The organism is Streptomyces spororaveus, from assembly GCF_016755875.1.
Taxonomy (GTDB): domain Bacteria; phylum Actinomycetota; class Actinomycetes; order Streptomycetales; family Streptomycetaceae; genus Streptomyces; species Streptomyces spororaveus.
In genome coordinates this window covers 2,994,513-3,010,774 of the sequence record NZ_BNED01000005.1, presented here as the reverse complement: position 1 = coordinate 3,010,774, position 16,262 = coordinate 2,994,513, and the positions used below count along the sequence as shown (strand labels likewise).

The following is a 16,262-nucleotide window of genomic DNA, read 5'->3' as shown; positions in this document are numbered from 1 at the left end:
TCACTCACCGCCCTTGCGGGTCGCCTCGAAGCCGGCGCCCCAGGCGGGGACGTCGGCCGGCCGGGCCGGGTTGTCGGCGGCCATGCCCGGTGCGTGGGCGTGGTACTGGACCGAGTCCGCCGTCATGCGCATGAACGCTTCCTCCAGTGAAGCCCGTTGCGGGCTGAGTTCGTGCAGCACGATCTGGTGCTGGGCGGCCAGCTCGCCGAGCTGTTCCGCGCTCATGTCGTCGATCTCCAGGGTCCCGGTGGCCGGAACGCTCACGGCGTTGATCCCGGCCTCGTGCAGGATGTCCTTCAGCCGCTCCTGCTGCGGGGAGCGCAGCCGCACGTAGCTGCGCGAGTTCTGCTGGATGAAATCGGCCATCGGCAGGTCTGCCAGCAGCTTTCCCCGTCCGATGACGACCAGATGATCTGCGGTCAGTGCCATTTCGCTCATCAGATGGGACGAGACGAAGATCGTCCTCCCCTCCGCCGCGAGGCCCTTCATCAGATTGCGGATCCAGAGAATTCCTTCCGGATCCAGGCCGTTGACCGGTTCGTCGAACATCAGGATTTCCGGATCGCCCAGCAATGCGGAGGCGATTCCCAGCCGTTGGCTCATTCCGAGCGAAAATCCTTTGGACTTCTTCTTCGCCACGGCGGTCAGACCGACCAGATCCAGCACCTCGTCGACCCGCTGCCGCGGGATGCGGTTCGACTGGGCCAGGCAGAGAAGGTTGTTGTACGCACTCCGGCCACCGTGCATGGCCTTCGCGTCCAGCAGCGCCCCGACGTGCTTCAGAGGCTCCGCCAGGTCGCGGTAGTGCTTCCCGTACACCCGGACCGTGCCGCTGGTCGGGTTGTCGAGGTCGAGCATCATGCGCATCGTCGTGGACTTGCCCGCGCCGTTCGGGCCCAGGAAGCCGGTCACGACTCCCGGTCGGACCTGGAAGCTGAGGTGGTCCACGGCGGTCGTCGTACCGAATCGTTTGGTAAGGCCCTCAAGCTCGATCATGCGGCCACGCTAGAACGCCCGAGGGCCCTACGCCACCTCAAACGGGTGACATAGGGCCCTCGATCGGGCGGATGCCCGGTGCCGTGCTCTGCCCGTGGGCGATCAGCGGCTCTGCTGCGCCGGGACGCCGCGGGTGACGGGCTCGTCGTCCACGATCGGGTTGGCCGCAGCGACGGCCGCACCGGTGAGCGTCGCCAGCATCTCGCGGACGTTGGTCAGCTGCGCGTTGATCGAGTCGCGGCGGTTGGTGAGCGCCGCCAGCTCGCGCTCGGACTCGCTGCGGATGCGGTCCGCCTTGGCGTTGGCGTCGGCCACGATGTCCTCGGCCTGGCGCTGCGCGGTCTCCACGGTCTGACGCGCCCGGCGCTCCGCGTCCGTACGCAGCTTCTCGGCCTCCAGGCGCAGCTGCTCGGCGCGGTGCTCGATCTCCGCGAGGCGCTTCTCGGCCTTGGCCTGACGGGAGGCCAGGTCGCGCTCGGACTGCTCACGGCGCTTGGCCAGGTTGGTCTCGAAGTCCGCGGCGGCCTGAGCGGCCTTCGCGCGGGTCTCCTCGAAGAGGGCGTCGGCCTCCTCGCGCTTGGAGGCCGCGTCCTTCTGGGCCTCGGCGCGCAGGGTGGAGGCGTCACCCTTGGCCTTCTCGACAATGCGGACGCCCTCGTCCTCCGCCTTCGACTTCCGGTCGGCGGCGAACGACTCGGCGTCGTTGCGCACCTGCTGGGCGGCCGACTCGGCGAGCTCACGGTGCTGCTCGGCCGCGCGACGGGCCTCCTCGCGCAGGTCCTTCGCCTCCTCCTCGGCCAGCCGCAGGATCTTCTCGACCCGGGCGCCGAGGCCGGCGTACGACGGCTCGGCGTCGTTCACCTGGGCCTGGGCGTTCTGCGTTTCGAGGTGCAACTCCTCGATCCGCTTTTCCAGAGAGTTGATACGTCCAAGGGCGCTGTCGCGGTCGGAGACCAGCTTGGTAATGCGGTCGTCCACCTGACCACGGTCGTAACCACGCCGCACGAGCTCGAAGCCGAAGGGGGAGGAAGTGTCGCTCATGGGGTTCCTGTCGAATGAGACCGATGAGGTGCTACGTGAGGTGTTAGAGGAATCCTAGGCGCCCAGACGGCGTGTCATCGAGTCAATCCGCGTTTGATCTGGACAATGACACCCCTTTTGAGTGGCAGGGCGGCAGAATGCTTGTCACCCGTTCGCCTGAACCTTCATCAGGTGCACACACTCCGGAGCGTTTGGCTACCCCTCCGACGCCTTGCCACCCGAACGAGTGGATCCCGCGGTCACGCCTGCCTTCACGCCCCCCGCACCCTGGCCGCCGATCGCCGGCTTGCCGCCGCCCGAAGGCGCCTCGAATGATTCCAACGCCTCAAGAACGTCCTGGACACGGGAGATCTCCGCCTGAATGTCCTCGCGACGGCGCACCAGGACCTCCAGCTCACGGCGCCCCTCCTCGACGATCTGCTCGGCCTCCGACTTGGCCTGCGCGAGCGCGCTCTCGGCCTCCCGGGCCAGCTCCGCCTTCTTCTGCTCGGCCTCCTTGAGCAGCGCCTCCGCCTTGCGGACCGCCGCGATGCGCACCTTGCTCGCCTCGCTGCTCGCGTCCGACACCAGCTCCTTGGCCTTCGCCTCGGCCTCGACGCTCTGCTCCGTCGCCGCGCGCACCAGCTTGTCCACGCGCTCGCCGGCCGACTTCATCTGCTCGGCCGACTCCCGGCGGGCCCGCTCGTGCAGCTCCTCGACCTCGCCCTCGACGCGGCCGCGCAGCTCCTCCGCCCGCTCTCTTATGGCGGCCGCGTCCGTGCGCGCGCCGACCAGCAGCTCGTCCGCGTCCGTACGGGCCTTCTCCACCATGGAGTTGCCCTCGACGGTGGCCTCGGAGGTGATCCGCACGGCCTCCTTGCGGGCCGCGTCGACCATCGCGTCGGCCTGCTCCTCGGCCGCCGTGGTGGCGGCGAGGGCCTGCTTCTGCGCCTCGGCCGTGAGCTTCTCGGCTTCCGCCGAGGCCTCCGTGATGAGCCGGTCGACCTGCTCCGCGGCCTCGCTGCGGCGCTTGTTGGCCGCCTCGCGGGCCTCGTCCAGCAGCCGCTCGGACTCCGTACGGGCCTCCCCGCGGATGCGCTCGGCCTCGGCCGCGGCCTGGGCCTTGACCCGCTCGGCCTCCGACCGGGTACGGGTCGCGTGCTCCTGCGCCGAGGACAGCGCCTCCGACGCGTCCGCGCGCAGCCGCTCGGCCTCGGCGGCCGCCTCACCGACCGTGCGCTCGTTGTCCTTGCGGGTCTGCTCGGTGAGCTTCTCCGTCTCGGACACGGCCTCCGTGACGAGCCGGTCCGCCTGCTCGGCCGCCTCGGTGCGCAGCCGGTTCGCCTCGGCGCGCGCCTCGTCCAGCGTCTGCTCGGCGTCGCGCTCGGCGGCCGCCAGGGTCTCGTTCGCCGCGACCGTGACCCGGTCCGCCTCCGCGGTGGCCTCGCCGATGATCCGGCCGCCCTCCGCACGGGCCTCTTCCAGCACCAGGGCCGCCTCGGCGCGGACCCGGTCGGCCTCCGCCGCGGCCTCGCCGACGGTGGCCTCGTTGGCCACACGGGTCTCGTCGATCAGCCGGTCGCCCTCGGCACGCGAGTCGACCATGATCCGTGCGGCGTCGCGCTCGGCGCTCGCCAGGGTCTCGGCCGCCTGCGCCTTGAGCCGGGCCGCCGCAGTGGTGAGCCGCTCGGCCTCCACCGTCGCCTCGCCCACGGTGGCCGCGTTCGCGGCGCGGGTCTCCTCGGTGAGCCGGTCCGCCTCCGCCGAGGCCTCGGTGATGAGCCGGTCTGCCTGCTCCGCGGCCTCGGTACGCAGCCGGTTGCCCTCGGCCCGTGCCTCGTCCAGGACGTTCGCGGCCTCGGTACGGGTGGCCTCGGCGGCCTCGGCCGCCTCGGCGGTGATCCGCCCGGCCTCCGCCTCGGCCTCGCCGACGGTGGCCGCGTTCGCGGCGCGGGTCTCCTCGGTGAGCCGCTCGGCCTCCGCCGTCGCCTCGGCCGTGATCCGCGCGCCCTCGGCGCGGGAGGCCTCCAGGGACTCCGCCGCCTCGCCGCGGATGCGGTTCGCGTCCTCCCGGGCGTCCGCCCGGGTCCGGGCCGCGTCCCGCTCGGAGGAGGCCAGCGCGTCCGTGGCCTCCGTGCGCACCCGCTGCGCGTACTCGGCGGTGTCGGCGCGCAGCTGCTCCGCCTCGGCGATCGCCTCGCCGACCGTACGCTCCGCCAGCGCCTTCGCAGCGTCCGTCTCGGCCCGCGCCTCGCCGCGGATCCGGTTGGCGTCCTCGGTGGCCCGCTCCCGCTCCGCGTAGGCGTCCGAACGGACCCGGGCCGCCTCTTCCTCGGCCTCCGTCTTCGTACGCTCCGCCGCGTGCTCGGCGGCGCTGCGCAGCCCGGAGACCTCCTCCTCGGCCTGCTCGTGCAGCCCGGCCACGGAGTCCCGCACCTGCTGCGCGGTGGCCTCGGCCGCCGACACGACCTCCGACGCGCGCCGCTCGGCCTCCTCGGTCAGCCAGACCGCCTCGGCCTGCGCCTCCTCGGAGCGCTTGCGGGCCTGCGCCAGCAGTTCCTCGCTCTGCTCGCGGGCCTGGGCCCGCTCGCTGTCCGCGTCGGTCCGCGCCGAAGCCAGGGTCTCCTCGGACTCCCGGCGGCGCCGGGCGGCCTCCTCCTGCGCGGCGGCCAGCGCCTCCGCGGCCTCCTCGGCGACCCGCTCGGCGGCGGCCTTCGCCTCCGCGCGCAGCCGGTCCGCGGTCTCCTGGGCCTCGGAGCGCACCCGCTCCGCCTCCGCCTCGGCCTCGCCGCGCAACCGCACGGCGGACTGCTCGGCCTCCGCGCGCACCCGGCCGGCGTCCTGCGCCGCGTCGGTGCGCAGCTGGTCGGCCTCGGCCTCCGACTGCGTCTGCAGGGTGCGGATCCGCTCCGCCGACTCGGCGCGCAGCCGGTCGTTCTCCTCCGTGGTCTCCCGGCGGATGTTCTCCGCCGCTCCGCGGGCGTCGCGCAGCGTCTGCTCGGCCGTCGCCAGCCGGGTCTCGGCCTCCGTGTGCAGCCGTACGAGCTCCTCGTCGGCCTCCGCGCGCTTGGCGGCCAGCGCCTGCTCGGTCTCCTGGCGCCGGGCGAGGGCCGCCGCGTCCGCCTCGGCCCGTACGGCTTCGGCCTGCTCCTCGGCCTCGGCGCGCAGGCGCTCGGCCTCGGCGCGGGTCCGCTCCAGCGTCTCCTCGGCCTGCTTGCGCAGCGTGCCGGCCCGCTCCACGGCCTCGGCGCGCACCCGCTCGCTCTCGGCGGTCGCGCCGCCGCGCAGCTCGTCGGCGTCCGACTTGGCCTTGCCGAGCAGCTCCTCGGCGGTCCGGGCCGCCTCCTCGATCTGCTGGACGGCCTCGCGGCGGGCCTCGCCGCGGATCCGCTCGCCCTCGGCGACGGCCTCGGCGCGCAGCTGCTCGGCCTCGCCGCGCAGCCGCCGGGCCTCCGACTGGAGCTCGACCGTGCGGGCCCGGTACTCCTCGGTGTCGTCCTTCGCGGCGCCCTTGAGCTCGTCGGCCGTGGCCGCCGCCTGCAGGCGCAGCCGGTCGGCCTCGGTCTCGGCCTCGCGGCGGATCCGCTCGGCCTCCTCGGACGCGGCCCGGGTGGTGGCCCGGGCGTCCTCCGAGGCCTTGTTCAGTACGTCCTCGGCGGTGCGGGCGGCCTTCGCCAGCTGCGCCGCCATGTCCTCGGCCGCGGCCGTACGGGCCTGCTCGCCGGCCACGGTGCGCTGCCGCTCGGCGTCCGCGCGGGCGTCGGCCAGGGCCTGCTCGGCCTCCGCCTTGAGGGCCTCGGCCTCCTTGGTGGCCTCGCCGACCAGCCGGGCGACCTGCTCCTTGGCCGTGCGGGTGCGCTGCTCGTTGACGGATTCCGCCGACGCCAGCTGCCGGGTGGCGCTCTCCTTGGCCTCCGCGAGGACCTTCTCCGCCTCGGCACGGGCCTCGCGCAGCGCCGCATCGGCTTCCTGCACCCGGGATTCGGCCAGCCGGCCCAGGTCCAGCGTCTGCTGGCGGGTGTGCTCGGCCTCGGCGGTGGTGGTGGAGCGCAGCCGCTCCGCGTGCTCGCTGGCCTCCTGGGCCTGCGAGGAGGCGGCGGTCAGCAGCCGCTCGGCCTCCTTGCGGGCGCGCAGCAGCGTGGCCTCGGCCTCGGCGCGGGCGGCTTCCGCGTCCGCGGCCATCCGGCGCCGGGTCTCCTCGGCGACCCGGGCGGCCTCGGCGCGGGCGGCGTTCAGGGACTGCTCCGCCTCGGCGCGGGACTCCTCCATGAGCCGGCGGGCCTGCGCCTCCGTACGGGCGCGCAACTGCTCGGCCCAGGCCACGTTCTCGTTGACGTGGGCCTCGACGGTCTGCCGCCGCTCGCCCAGCTCCTGGTCCAGGCGCTGGCGGCGGTTGACGGCCTCGGCGTGCAGCTCGGCCTGCAGGCGCGCCTGGTGCTCGGCGTGCTCCTGCAGGATGCGCTGGGTCTGGGCCCGGGCGTCACGAAGCTCGCGCTCGGCGTCCGAGCGCATCTGGTCCGCCTGGACCTGGGCGTTACGGAGCAGCTGCTCCGCCTGGTACCCCATGTCCGCGCCGTCGTAGGCGGGGCGGGACGCCAGAGCGCGCCGTACCTCGTGAAGCTTGGCGCGCAGCACCTCCACCTGGTATCCCAGGTCCTCGGCGTGCTGGACGGCCTTCCCGCGCTCCTTCTTCAGCCGCTCCATCTCGGCCTCGAAGCGCGAGAGATGGTCGGCCTCGGCCTGATGGCTCTCCTGGCTTTCGTAGCCCCGCACAGCGCGGTCCCATCCGTCCCCTGGTCGCAAGCTCACTCCCATGAGCATCGCTCGCCCGCTGAACGACGCCCCCGGGGGAATGGTGTCAGATACCGGGGCAGGGGTCACAGGCCCCGACCCCGTCTCCGCACCGAACCCCGGCCGAGCCATGGCCACTCTACCGGCCGGGGAATCGGGCCATCAGTGGTCCGTCAGTGCTCGGGGTTCGAGGTGACCAGTTCGGTGAGAACGCCGTGGCAGTCCTTGGGGTGCAGGAAGGTGATGGAAGAGCCCATGGAGCCGGTGCGGGGCTGGTCGTAGAGGACGCGGACGCCCTTGCCGCGGATGGCCTCGGAGTCGCCCTGGACGTCCTCGGTGCCGAAGGCGATGTGGTGGACGCCCTCGCCGTTCTTGGCCAGCCATTTGCCGACGGCGGAGTCCTCGCGGGTGGGCTCCAGGAGCTGGAGGTACGAGGCGCCGCCGTCGGAGGTCTCGTTGATCTTCAACATGGCCTCGCGGACACCCTGCTCCTCGTTGACCTCGGAGTGGAACACCTCGAAGCCGTACGTGGCACGGTAGAACTCGACAGTCTTGTCCAGGTCGAAGCAGGCGATCCCGATGTGGTCGATTCTTGTCAGCATGGTGACAGTGCACCGCCGAAGGGGGTCGTCACGCAACGTGCGCGCGATCACACCGGCACCCCGGTGACCGCTGCGGTACCGCCCAGTACATTCACGTAAACCCTCGTTCACTCCTCATCCAAGGGGCTGTGCCTCATGTCCGGATCGAACAACACCACTTCTGTGATCGTCGCCGGGGCCCGCACGCCCATGGGGCGGCTGCTCGGCTCGCTGAAGTCCTTCTCGGGTGCCGACCTCGGCGGCTTCGCCATCAAGTCCGCGCTGGAGCGGGCCGGGATCTCCGGCGACCAGGTCCAGTACGTGATCATGGGCCAGGTGCTGCAGGCCGGCGCGGGCCAGATCCCCGCCCGCCAGGCGGCCGTCAAGGCCGGCATCCCGATGAACGTGCCCGCGCTCACGATCAACAAGGTGTGCCTCTCGGGCCTGGACGCGATCGCGCTGGCCGACCAGCTGATCCGCGCCGGGGAGTTCGACATCGTGGTCGCGGGCGGTCAGGAGTCCATGACCAACGCCCCGCACCTGCTGCCCAAGTCGCGTGAGGGCTTCAAGTACGGCGCCGTCGAGATGCTGGACGCGATGGCCTACGACGGCCTCACCGACGCCTTCGAGAACATCGCGATGGGCGAGTCCACGGAGAAGCACAACACCCGCCTGGGCATCGAGCGGGCCCCGCAGGACGAGTTCGCCGCCGCCTCGCACCAGCGGGCCGCGGCCGCGCAGAAGAACGGCGTCTTCGAGGCCGAGATCGTCCCCGTGGAGATCCCGCAGCGCAAGGGCGACCCGGTGATCTTCTCCACCGACGAGGGCATCCGCCCCGAGACCACCGTGGAGTCCCTCGGCAAGCTGCGTCCGGCCTTCGCGAAGGACGGCACGATCACCGCCGGCACCTCCTCCCAGATCAGCGACGGCGCCGCCGCCGTGGTCGTGATGAGCAAGGCGAAGGCGGAGGAGCTCGGCCTGGAGTGGATCGCCGAGATCGGCGCCCACGGCAACGTGGCCGGCCCCGACAACTCGCTCCAGTCGCAGCCGTCGAACGCGATCCTGCACGCCCTGAAGAAGGAGGGCCTGGAGGTCTCCGACCTGGACCTCATCGAGATCAACGAGGCCTTCGCGGCGGTCGCCGTGCAGTCAATGAAGGACCTCGGCGTGACCCCGGAAAAGGTGAACGTCAACGGTGGCGCCATCGCCCTGGGGCACCCGATCGGCATGTCCGGAGCCCGCGTGGTGCTGCACCTGGCGCTGGAGCTCAAGCGCCGCGGCGGCGGCGTCGGCGCGGCCGCGCTGTGCGGCGGCGGCGGCCAGGGCGACGCACTGATCGTCCGCGTCGCCAAGTAGCCGTACCAGGGCCCGGCGGCCCGCACGTATCCCGTACGAGAACCGAGGAGCGCAGCACGTATGACGGCGGTGGACGTCCCCCAGCTGGTGGCCCAGGCCCGTGAGGGCCGGCCCAGAGCGGTGGCCCGGCTGATCTCGCTGGTCGAGGGGGCGTCCCCGCAGCTGCGCGAGGTGATGGCCGCGCTGGCCCCGCTGACGGGCGGGGCGTACGTGGTGGGGCTGACGGGGTCGCCGGGCGTCGGCAAGTCGACCTCGACCTCGGCGCTCGTGTCCGCGTACCGCAAGGCCGGCAAGCGGGTCGGCGTCCTGGCCGTGGACCCGTCCTCGCCCTTCTCGGGCGGGGCGCTGCTCGGCGACCGGGTGCGGATGTCGGACCACGCCTCGGACCCGGGGGTCTACATCCGCTCCATGGCCACCCGTGGTCACCTGGGCGGGCTGGCCTGGGCCGCCCCGCAGGCGATCCGGGTGCTGGACGCGGCCGGCTGCGAGGTGATCCTGGTCGAGACGGTCGGGGTCGGGCAGTCGGAGGTGGAGATCGCCTCGCAGGCCGACACCTCGGTGGTGCTGCTGGCCCCCGGGATGGGCGACGGGATCCAGGCCGCGAAGGCGGGCATCCTGGAGATCGGCGACGTGTACGTGGTCAACAAGGCGGACCGGGACGGTGCCGATGCCACCGCCCGGGAGCTGAACCACATGCTGGGTCTGGGCGAGGCCCGGGGCCGGGACGACTGGCGGCCGCCGATCGTGAAGACGGTCGCGGCCCGCGGTCAGGGCATCGACGAGCTGGTCGAGGCACTGGAGAAGCACCGGGCCTGGATGGACGAGCGGGGCGTGCTGGCCCAGCGGCGGGCCTCCCGGGCCGCCCGTGAGGTCGAGACGATCGCGGTGACGGCGCTGCGGGCGCGGATGGCGGACGTGCACGGCGACGCGCACCTCGACGCGCTGGCCGCCCGGGTGGCCGTGGGCGAGCTGGACCCGTACGCGGCGGCGGACGCGCTGCTGACGACGCTGACGGAGGCCTAGGCCGTCTCTTCCGGATCGTGCCGGTCCCGGGGTCCGGCACCGGCAGGGCGCGTGCGGCGCCGCTGCCGGGGCCGGCCGGGTGCGTCAGGAGTTCTCGTCCGAGTCGGAGTCGGAGTCGGAGTCCGACTGTGCGGTGACCTTGCCGGTCGTGGGGTCCACGGAGGCGTTCCACGTCTTGCCGTCGGAGCTCTTGACCTCGACGTGCCAGTACGGCGACTGGCCGTTGTCACCGGAGTCCCATTCGACGGTCCAGGCCGTGCCCGGGTGGGCCGCCACGGCGGCCTTGGCGGCCTGCGCCGCGGTGATCTTGGCCGCGAGCAGGCCCTTGTGTTCGCCCGGGTTCTCGTCCTTGTCCACGTTCTGCCGGGAGACCTTGCCCGTGGCGGCGTCGACCTCCAGCTCGGCGTGGCCCTTGCCGTCCTTGGTGATCACGTCCACGTGCCAGATGTTGCCGTCCCTGTCGAGGGACTCGACCACGCCGGGATAGTTCTTGAGGGCGGCGGCGATGACCTGCTCGGTCGAGACGTCGGCTCGGGCGGCGGCGGACGCGGGGGCGGTTCTCGCCGAGTCGGCGGTCGCCGTGGCGGCGGTCGCCACGGGAGCCGCGGTCAGCAGGACCACGGACGCGGCGGCTGAGACGAACACGTTGCGCTTCATAGGCTGGACCTCCTCAGGCCGACCCGACGGGCAAGGCCGGCAGCGAGCGTTCCCAGCCATTGTCGGGCCGACGGCCGTCCGGGGCGCGGCGAGCCCGTGAGGCCCGCGCTGCCCGGACGGCCCCGGCCTCAGACCTTTCCGCGGTTGTCGCGCAGGTGCTCCGCGACCGGGGTCAGCGAGGCGCGCAGTGCCGCCAGGGCCTCCGGCGGCAGCAGGTCGATGAAATGCCGTCGGACGGACGCCACGTGGTGCGGGGCGACCTTGCGCATCGTCTCCATGCCCTCGTCCGTGAGCACCGCGTACAGGCCGCGGCGGTCGGACTCGCAGTTCACCCGGCGGACCAGGCCGGCCGTCTCCATGCGTGTGATCTGGTGCGACAGCCGGCTCTTGGACTGCAGCGTGGCGGTCGCGAGATCGCTCATCCGCATCCGGTGGTCCTGCGACTCCGAGAGGTTCACGAGGATCTCGTAGTCGTTGTTGGTGAGTCCGAAGGGCTGGAGATCCTTTTCCAGCTGGTGCATCAGCAGCCTGCTGACGTCCAGGTGGGTGCGCCAGGCGCACTGCTCGGCGTCGGTCAGCCAGGGGGCCCCCCCGGACGGGGTCTGGGGGAGGGCGGCCGTCTCGGTCTCCATGGTCTCCATGAATGAACTCTACCTAAAAAGTTGAATTGCGTACAAAAATTCCGGGGTCCGGGGGATCACAGTCCGAGGCGGCGCTGGAGATCACCCAGCTGTCCCGGCATGCGCGGGACGCCCAGCTGCCCCATCGGACCCTGACCGGCCCCCGGGACGCCCTGGGCATTGCCCGTGGCCGCGCCGGCACCGACCGCGCCGATCGCCTGCTCCGCCATCAGCATCTCCGAAGACTGCAGCAGCACCGTCCCCGCGCCGACGAACTCGAACTGGTGCTCCTCGCCCGAGCTGCCCCCCATGCCGGTCAGTGAGCGCAGTCCGCCCATCACGCCCGTCATGTAGCCGTGGTCGTAGTGGTGGCACGGGGAAGGGCAGTCCGCCCAGCCCACCAGGGCCTGCGGGTCCACGCGCAGCGGCGGCTCCATGAACACCACCGGTCCATTGGACGCCGCCACGAACTTCCCGGTTCCGATCAGGGTCAGAAAGCCCGGGACGATCGACTGCTTCAGGGCGAGGGAGGGCTGGTACGCGAGCAGGTTGCCCGACCGGATCGTCAGGTTGCCGTTGTCCAGGTCGTACGAGTTCACGTCGAAGGCCCGGTCGGCCAGCAGCATCTTGCCCGAGCCCTCGGCGACCACCCAGTCGCTGGCGTGCAGGGGCGAGTGGAAGCTGGTGCGCAGCAGCCGGTCGAAGCGGCCGTTGCCGATGCCGTTGAACTCGATGTGCCCGTAGTACGAGATCATCTTGCCCTTCTGCAGGAACCACTGGCTCCCCTTGAGCTCCACGCAGAAGGTGTACGCGTTCACGTTGTCGTCGGAGGGCAGCGTGTACGGGTCGAAGACCGTCGGGCCGCCCGGTCCGCCGGTCACGGGGCCAAAGTTCACAGCTTCTCCTCGGAGGCCTGTACGTACACCGCGCCCTGGCCGGACAGCTCCAGCTGGAACGCCTCGCCCGAACCGCGGCCCACCATGTCCCGCCAGCCGAGCGCGGTGGAGAGCTTGTTGCGTACGTCACCGTGGTGGGCGACGTACGCCTGCGGGTCCACGTGGATCGGACGCTGCGGGGTGATGGGGAGCTCGATGACCCCGCCGTGGGCCATCACGGCGACGGAGCCGTGGCCCTTGAGGGTGGTGGTGAAGAGGCCCTGCCCGGTCACCTGGCCGCGGACCATGCCCATGACCCCGCCCTGGGAGCCCATGAACATCGTGCCCTGCTGGAGGGTGCCGTCGAAGGCCAGCAGCCGGTCGGCCTCGACGTAGAGGGTCTCGCCGGTCAGGTTGATGACCTGGATGTGGTGGCCGCCGTGGCCGAACATCACGGTGCCGCTGCCCTCGACCGCCATCAGCGGGGTCTGCTCGTTCGCCACCCGGCGCCCGATCATGCCCATGACCCCGCCCTGACCACCCGTCAGGCTCGGGGTGAAGGAGACCTCGCCGCGGTAGGCGAGCATCGCGCCGCGCTGGCTGAACATCTTCTGGCCCGGGATCACCTGGGCCTCGACCATCTTCGAGTTGATCTCGCGGAACGGCATCAGATGTCGCCCCCGACCGTGTTGCGCTCGCTGGGCTGCACGTAGACCAGGCCCTCGCCCTCGAAGCGGATCTGGAACGCCTCGCCCGAGCCCTCGCCGATGAGTGTGCGGAAGTTCACACCGGACTGGAAGGACTGCTGGAGGTTGCCCGTGTGCGCGATGTACGCGCCGGGGTCGACGGAGAGCGGGTACTGGGCGCTCACGCGCAGCACCACGGCCGGACCGTCGGACATGATCGCGGCCTGGCCCGAGCCCTCGACGGTCGTGGTGAACAGGCCGTTGCCCGTCGTCGCACCGCGCAGGCCCGTGAAGGTGGTGCCGGTCCGCAGGCCGGCGTCGGTGCACAGCAGGTTGCTGGACTCGACGTAGAGCTTCTCGCCGCGCAGGTTGACCAGGTTGATCTCGCTCGCGCGGTCGGCGAAGAAGCAGGTGCCGTGCCCCTGCACTTCCATCACTGTCATCTGTTCGCCGGTCAGCCGGCGGGTCACCATGCCGCGGAGGCCTTCGCCACCGCCGGTCATCTTCTTGAAGGCCATCTGCCCGTCGTACGCGACCATGGAGCCGTTCTTCGCTTTCACGGCATCCCCGGTCAGGTCGACGGCCAGCACCTTGCTGCCTTGGAGTCGGAACTGAGCCACGGGGAGACGTTATCGGCAGCGGGCGACCCCGAACAGGGCCCAGTGGCCGATATATGCCACACCCGGGAGAAAAGGGTGCGACCGCGCGCGGGTCCCGGCCCGCCCGCGCGGCCCCGGCGGGGGGAGGGGCCGGGTCAAGATCCCGCAAAGCGGCTGAGACACTGGGAGGGACCCTGGCCTCCACCCCGAAGGTTCCACGTGGACATCAAGACCGCCTCCGCCCTGCACCGCCTGCGCCTCGTCTCCGTACCGGAGGCGCTGTCGTTCCCGGCCCTGCTGATCTTCGGCTCGCTGCTGAGCCGGGTCTCGGACATCGACTACCTGATGATGCCGCTCGGCGCCCTCCACGGGATCCTGTTCGTCCTCTACACCCTCTTCCTGCTGGACGTCTGGAACAAGACGAAGTGGCCCTTCAAGAAGGCCCTGCTGTTCTTCGGCCTCGCGGTGGTGCCCTTCGGCGGCCTGTACGGGGACAAGCTGCTCAAGCGGGAAGAGGCCGACAGCGTGATCGCGGCCCGTGCGCGTCAGGCGGCCGACGCATGATCGTCGCGTTCTCGGTGACCCCGCTGGGGGTCGGGGAAGAGGTCGGCGAGTACGTCGCCGACGCGGTCCGGGTGGTCCGCGAGTCCGGGCTGCCGAACCGCACCGACGCCATGTTCACCACCGTCGAAGGCGACTGGGACGCCGTCATGGACGTGGTGCGGCGTGCGGTGGCCGCCGTCGAGGAGCGGGCGCCGCGCGTCTCCTTCATCCTCAAGGCCGACATCCGCCCCGGGGTCCACGACGGGATCACCTCCAAGGTCGAGACGGTCGACCGGCACCTCGCCGAGGGCTGAGGCGCCCTCACCGGCCTCCGGACTTGCACCGATTCATCCGAAAGCGCCCCCGGCCACCCGGCCGGGGGCGCTTTCGCGTGTCCCGGGGAGCCGGCGGACCCCGTTTGAGCGATCGCTCAAATTCCCCTAAGGTGCCGGTTGAGCGATCGCTCAACACGGGAAACGGGGGTGGAGATGGGCCTGTACGTCGAGACGCGGATCCGGGCCGGCATGGAAGAGCTCTGGGACCGCAGCCAGGACCCGGCGCAGCACCAGCGGTGGGACCTGAGGTTCACCTCCATCGACTACCTCCCGCGCGCCGAGGGCGAACCCCAGCGGTTCCGGTACGCGACCCGCGTGCTGCCGTTCCTCTCCGTCGACGGGACCGGGATCTCCGCCGGGGAACGCCGGCGGGCCGACGGCACCCGGGTCTCCGCCCTGCGGTTCGCCTCGCAGCACCCGCTGTCGCTGCTCGCCGAGGGCAGCGGCTACTGGCGCTACGTACCCGGCCCCGACGGCATCCGCTTCCTCACCGGCTACGACTACCGCCCGCGCTGGGGCCGCTTCGGGGCCCTCGCCGACCGGCTGGTGTTCCGCCCGCTCATGGGCTGGGCCACCGCCTGGTCCTTCGACCGGCTGCGCCTGTGGTGCGAGCGCGGGACCACCCCGGGCCGCGCCCTCGCCCGCGCGGCCGGCGAGAGCGCCCTGCGCGTACTGCTGTCCGTGGCCGCCCTGCTGTACGCGCCGCTGCCCGCCGCCCTGTTCGTACTGGCCGCCGCCCTGCTGCTGCCGCCGCTGCCCGGCACCCCGGCCGCCCGCCGCTGCCTGCGCACCCCGCCCGGCCGCACCCCCGTCTCCGCGCCCCGCCTGCTCAGCACCCTGGAGCCGTCATGACCTCCATCTTCCGGGCCCACATGGGCGCCGACTTCGACCGGCTGCACCCGCAGATCCAGCGCCGCTTCTCGGTCGGGCTCACCAGCGGCGAGGGCTGCGTCGGCCGCGGCACCATGGAGCGGATATGGCACGGCCCCGGCTATGTGAAGCCCTTCCTCAGGCTCGGCGGTATGCGCAACATCCTGGTGCCGCGCGAGGGACGCGACGTCCCCTTCGTCATCGAGAACCTCCCCTACCTCGACTCCTTCGGGCGCGAGACCGTCACCTTCGTACGGACCTTCCAGCTGCCCGGCGGACCCCACCGCTTCGACGCCACGATGGTCCACAGCCCCGAGCGCGACTGCGTCCTCGACTACCTGGGCACCCACCAGCACCTCGCCAGCGACCTCCACATGAGCGCCGAGCCCGACGGCTCGCTGCTCATCCGCTCCGGCGAACACCGCTTCCGCGAGGGCCCCGTCGACGTCCGCGTGCCCGACCTCATCGGCGGCGACGCCGAGGTCCGCGAGTCCTTCGACGACGCCACCGGCCGGTTCCGGATCCGGGTGCGGGTGGTCAACCGCCGCTTCGGACCGCTCTTCGGCTACGAGGGCTCCTTCACCGCGGAGTACGTCGACGCCCGCGACCGGTGGGCCACAGGCCTCTGCGGCGACCTGCGGCCGGTCCGCGAGGAGGTCCGGGCATGAGCGCCGCCACCAAGGAGAAGCTGCTCGAAGGGGCCCTGCGCACCCTGGCCGAGCAGGGCATCGCCAAGGCCTCCGCGCGCACCATCGCGACCACCGCCGGGGTGGGGCAGGGCCTGATCTTCTACCACTTCGGCTCCGTGGACGAGCTGCTCGCCGCGGCCTGCCGGTTCGGCGCCGAGCAGCGCGTGGCCCGCTACCGCGACCGGCTCGCCGCCCTGGGCAGCCTCACCGAACTGCTGGAGTTCGCCCGCGCGATGCACGAGGAGGAGCGGGCCGCCGGGAACGTCGCCCTGCTCGGACAGCTGCTCGCCGCCGGGCAGAGCTCGCCGGTCCTCGCCGCCGCCACCGCCGACGGACTCGGGCTGTGGATCGAGGAGCTGGAGAAGGTCCTCACCCGGCTGCTGGCGGCGACCCCGCTGGAGGGGTACGCGGACCCGGCCGGGCTGGCCCGGGCCACGGCCGCCTCCTTCATCGGCATCGAACTGTACGAAGGGGTGGACCCGCAGGGCGCCGGCAGCGCGCTCGCCGCGCTGGAACAGCTCGCCGGCCTGGCCGCCGTGCTGGAAGGGCTCGGCTCCCTGAGCCAGCGCGTGGTACGGCACGGCCTGCGGCGCGGCACCCGCTGACCCGGGCCGCGCCGCC

General features: G+C 72.1%; 16 protein-coding genes. 7 read left to right on the top strand and 9 right to left on the bottom strand.

Annotated elements, in window-relative coordinates; all coding sequences use genetic code 11:
• From Sspor_RS15580 to mce, 4 genes are all read right to left on the bottom strand, one after another.
• Complete coding sequence (locus tag Sspor_RS15580; protein ID WP_202199686.1) at positions 1–996, bottom strand: ABC transporter ATP-binding protein; 996 nt, start codon at positions 994–996, stop codon at positions 1–3.
• A 102-nt stretch (positions 997–1,098) separates the two neighbouring features.
• The gene (locus Sspor_RS15575) at positions 1,099–2,037 is read right to left on the bottom strand and encodes a coiled-coil domain-containing protein (RefSeq protein WP_030386920.1); all 939 of its coding nucleotides are present in this window, start codon (positions 2,035–2,037) and stop codon (positions 1,099–1,101) included.
• A gap of 195 nt (positions 2,038–2,232) precedes the next feature.
• Complete coding sequence (gene scy / locus Sspor_RS15570; protein WP_202199685.1) at positions 2,233–6,789, bottom strand: polarized growth protein Scy; 4,557 nt, start codon at positions 6,787–6,789, stop codon at positions 2,233–2,235.
• A gap of 191 nt (positions 6,790–6,980) precedes the next feature.
• A complete protein-coding gene (gene mce / locus Sspor_RS15565; protein ID WP_008738238.1) occupies positions 6,981–7,409 on the bottom strand; it encodes a methylmalonyl-CoA epimerase in 429 nt (142 codons plus the stop codon).
• A gap of 135 nt (positions 7,410–7,544) precedes the next feature.
• Here mce and Sspor_RS15560 point away from each other — a divergent pair, with 135 nt between their 5' ends.
• Together Sspor_RS15560 and meaB are read left to right on the top strand one after the other, a co-directional pair.
• Positions 7,545–8,744, top strand: coding sequence for an acetyl-CoA C-acetyltransferase (locus Sspor_RS15560; RefSeq protein WP_202199684.1), 1,200 nt, complete (start codon positions 7,545–7,547; stop codon positions 8,742–8,744).
• A 60-nt stretch (positions 8,745–8,804) separates the two neighbouring features.
• Positions 8,805–9,767 carry a methylmalonyl Co-A mutase-associated GTPase MeaB gene (gene meaB / locus Sspor_RS15555; RefSeq protein ID WP_202199683.1) on the top strand — a complete coding sequence of 321 codons (963 nt, stop codon included), beginning with the start codon at positions 8,805–8,807 and terminating at the stop codon, positions 9,765–9,767.
• An 84-nt stretch (positions 9,768–9,851) separates the two neighbouring features.
• Here the strand turns inward: meaB and Sspor_RS15550 are convergent, their stop codons facing one another.
• The 5 genes from Sspor_RS15550 to Sspor_RS15530 form a co-directional block, all read right to left on the bottom strand.
• Positions 9,852–10,424, bottom strand: a complete 573-nt coding sequence (locus Sspor_RS15550; RefSeq protein WP_202199682.1) for a PepSY domain-containing protein — start codon at positions 10,422–10,424, stop codon at positions 9,852–9,854.
• Between the two features lie 128 nt (positions 10,425–10,552).
• Entirely contained in the window at positions 10,553–11,056 is a 504-nt protein-coding gene (locus tag Sspor_RS15545) for a MarR family winged helix-turn-helix transcriptional regulator (RefSeq protein WP_202203676.1), read from the bottom strand.
• Between the two features lie 65 nt (positions 11,057–11,121).
• Positions 11,122–11,925: an AIM24 family protein gene (locus tag Sspor_RS15540; RefSeq protein ID WP_202203675.1), complete on the bottom strand. Its 804-nt coding sequence runs from the start codon at positions 11,923–11,925 to the stop codon at positions 11,122–11,124.
• 11 nt (positions 11,926–11,936) lie between these two features.
• Entirely contained in the window at positions 11,937–12,587 is a 651-nt protein-coding gene (locus tag Sspor_RS15535) for an AIM24 family protein (protein ID WP_030720825.1), read from the bottom strand.
• A complete protein-coding gene (locus Sspor_RS15530) occupies positions 12,587–13,225 on the bottom strand; it encodes an AIM24 family protein (RefSeq protein ID WP_030009698.1) in 639 nt (212 codons plus the stop codon). The genes Sspor_RS15535 and Sspor_RS15530 overlap by 1 nt, the downstream gene beginning before the upstream one ends.
• A 198-nt stretch (positions 13,226–13,423) precedes the next feature.
• Between Sspor_RS15530 and Sspor_RS15525 the strand changes: the two genes are divergently transcribed.
• From Sspor_RS15525 to Sspor_RS15505, 5 genes are all read left to right on the top strand, one after another.
• Positions 13,424–13,768 carry a DUF3817 domain-containing protein gene (locus Sspor_RS15525; RefSeq protein ID WP_202199681.1) on the top strand — a complete coding sequence of 115 codons (345 nt, stop codon included), beginning with the start codon at positions 13,424–13,426 and terminating at the stop codon, positions 13,766–13,768.
• Positions 13,765–14,061 (top strand): MTH1187 family thiamine-binding protein, encoded by a 297-nt coding sequence (locus tag Sspor_RS15520; protein ID WP_202199680.1) that lies wholly within the window; start codon positions 13,765–13,767, stop codon positions 14,059–14,061. The genes Sspor_RS15525 and Sspor_RS15520 overlap by 4 nt, the downstream gene beginning before the upstream one ends.
• 174 nt (positions 14,062–14,235) lie before the next feature.
• Positions 14,236–14,934, top strand: a complete 699-nt coding sequence (locus tag Sspor_RS15515) for a hypothetical protein (RefSeq protein ID WP_202203674.1) — start codon at positions 14,236–14,238, stop codon at positions 14,932–14,934.
• Complete coding sequence (locus Sspor_RS15510) at positions 14,931–15,620, top strand: DUF4166 domain-containing protein (RefSeq protein WP_202199679.1); 690 nt, start codon at positions 14,931–14,933, stop codon at positions 15,618–15,620. The genes Sspor_RS15515 and Sspor_RS15510 overlap by 4 nt, the downstream gene beginning before the upstream one ends.
• Positions 15,617–16,246: a TetR/AcrR family transcriptional regulator gene (locus tag Sspor_RS15505; RefSeq protein WP_202199678.1), complete on the top strand. Its 630-nt coding sequence runs from the start codon at positions 15,617–15,619 to the stop codon at positions 16,244–16,246. The genes Sspor_RS15510 and Sspor_RS15505 overlap by 4 nt, the downstream gene beginning before the upstream one ends.
• Positions 16,247–16,262 lie beyond the last annotated feature (16 nt).

Coding starts and splice junctions, on each gene's coding strand:
- Sspor_RS15580 (WP_202199686.1), bottom strand. CDS start 996: ATGATCGAGCTTGAGGGCCTTACCAAACGATTCGGTACGACGACCGCC.
- Sspor_RS15575 (WP_030386920.1), bottom strand. CDS start 2,037: ATGAGCGACACTTCCTCCCCCTTCGGCTTCGAGCTCGTGCGGCGTGGT.
- mce (WP_008738238.1), bottom strand. CDS start 7,409: ATGCTGACAAGAATCGACCACATCGGGATCGCCTGCTTCGACCTGGAC.
- Sspor_RS15560 (WP_202199684.1), top strand. CDS start 7,545: ATGTCCGGATCGAACAACACCACTTCTGTGATCGTCGCCGGGGCCCGC.
- meaB (WP_202199683.1), top strand. CDS start 8,805: ATGACGGCGGTGGACGTCCCCCAGCTGGTGGCCCAGGCCCGTGAGGGC.
- Sspor_RS15550 (WP_202199682.1), bottom strand. CDS start 10,424: ATGAAGCGCAACGTGTTCGTCTCAGCCGCCGCGTCCGTGGTCCTGCTG.
- Sspor_RS15545 (WP_202203676.1), bottom strand. CDS start 11,056: ATGGAGACCGAGACGGCCGCCCTCCCCCAGACCCCGTCCGGGGGGGCC.
- Sspor_RS15535 (WP_030720825.1), bottom strand. CDS start 12,587: ATGCCGTTCCGCGAGATCAACTCGAAGATGGTCGAGGCCCAGGTGATC.
- Sspor_RS15520 (WP_202199680.1), top strand. CDS start 13,765: ATGATCGTCGCGTTCTCGGTGACCCCGCTGGGGGTCGGGGAAGAGGTC.
- Sspor_RS15515 (WP_202203674.1), top strand. CDS start 14,236: ATGGGCCTGTACGTCGAGACGCGGATCCGGGCCGGCATGGAAGAGCTC.
- Sspor_RS15510 (WP_202199679.1), top strand. CDS start 14,931: ATGACCTCCATCTTCCGGGCCCACATGGGCGCCGACTTCGACCGGCTG.
- Sspor_RS15505 (WP_202199678.1), top strand. CDS start 15,617: ATGAGCGCCGCCACCAAGGAGAAGCTGCTCGAAGGGGCCCTGCGCACC.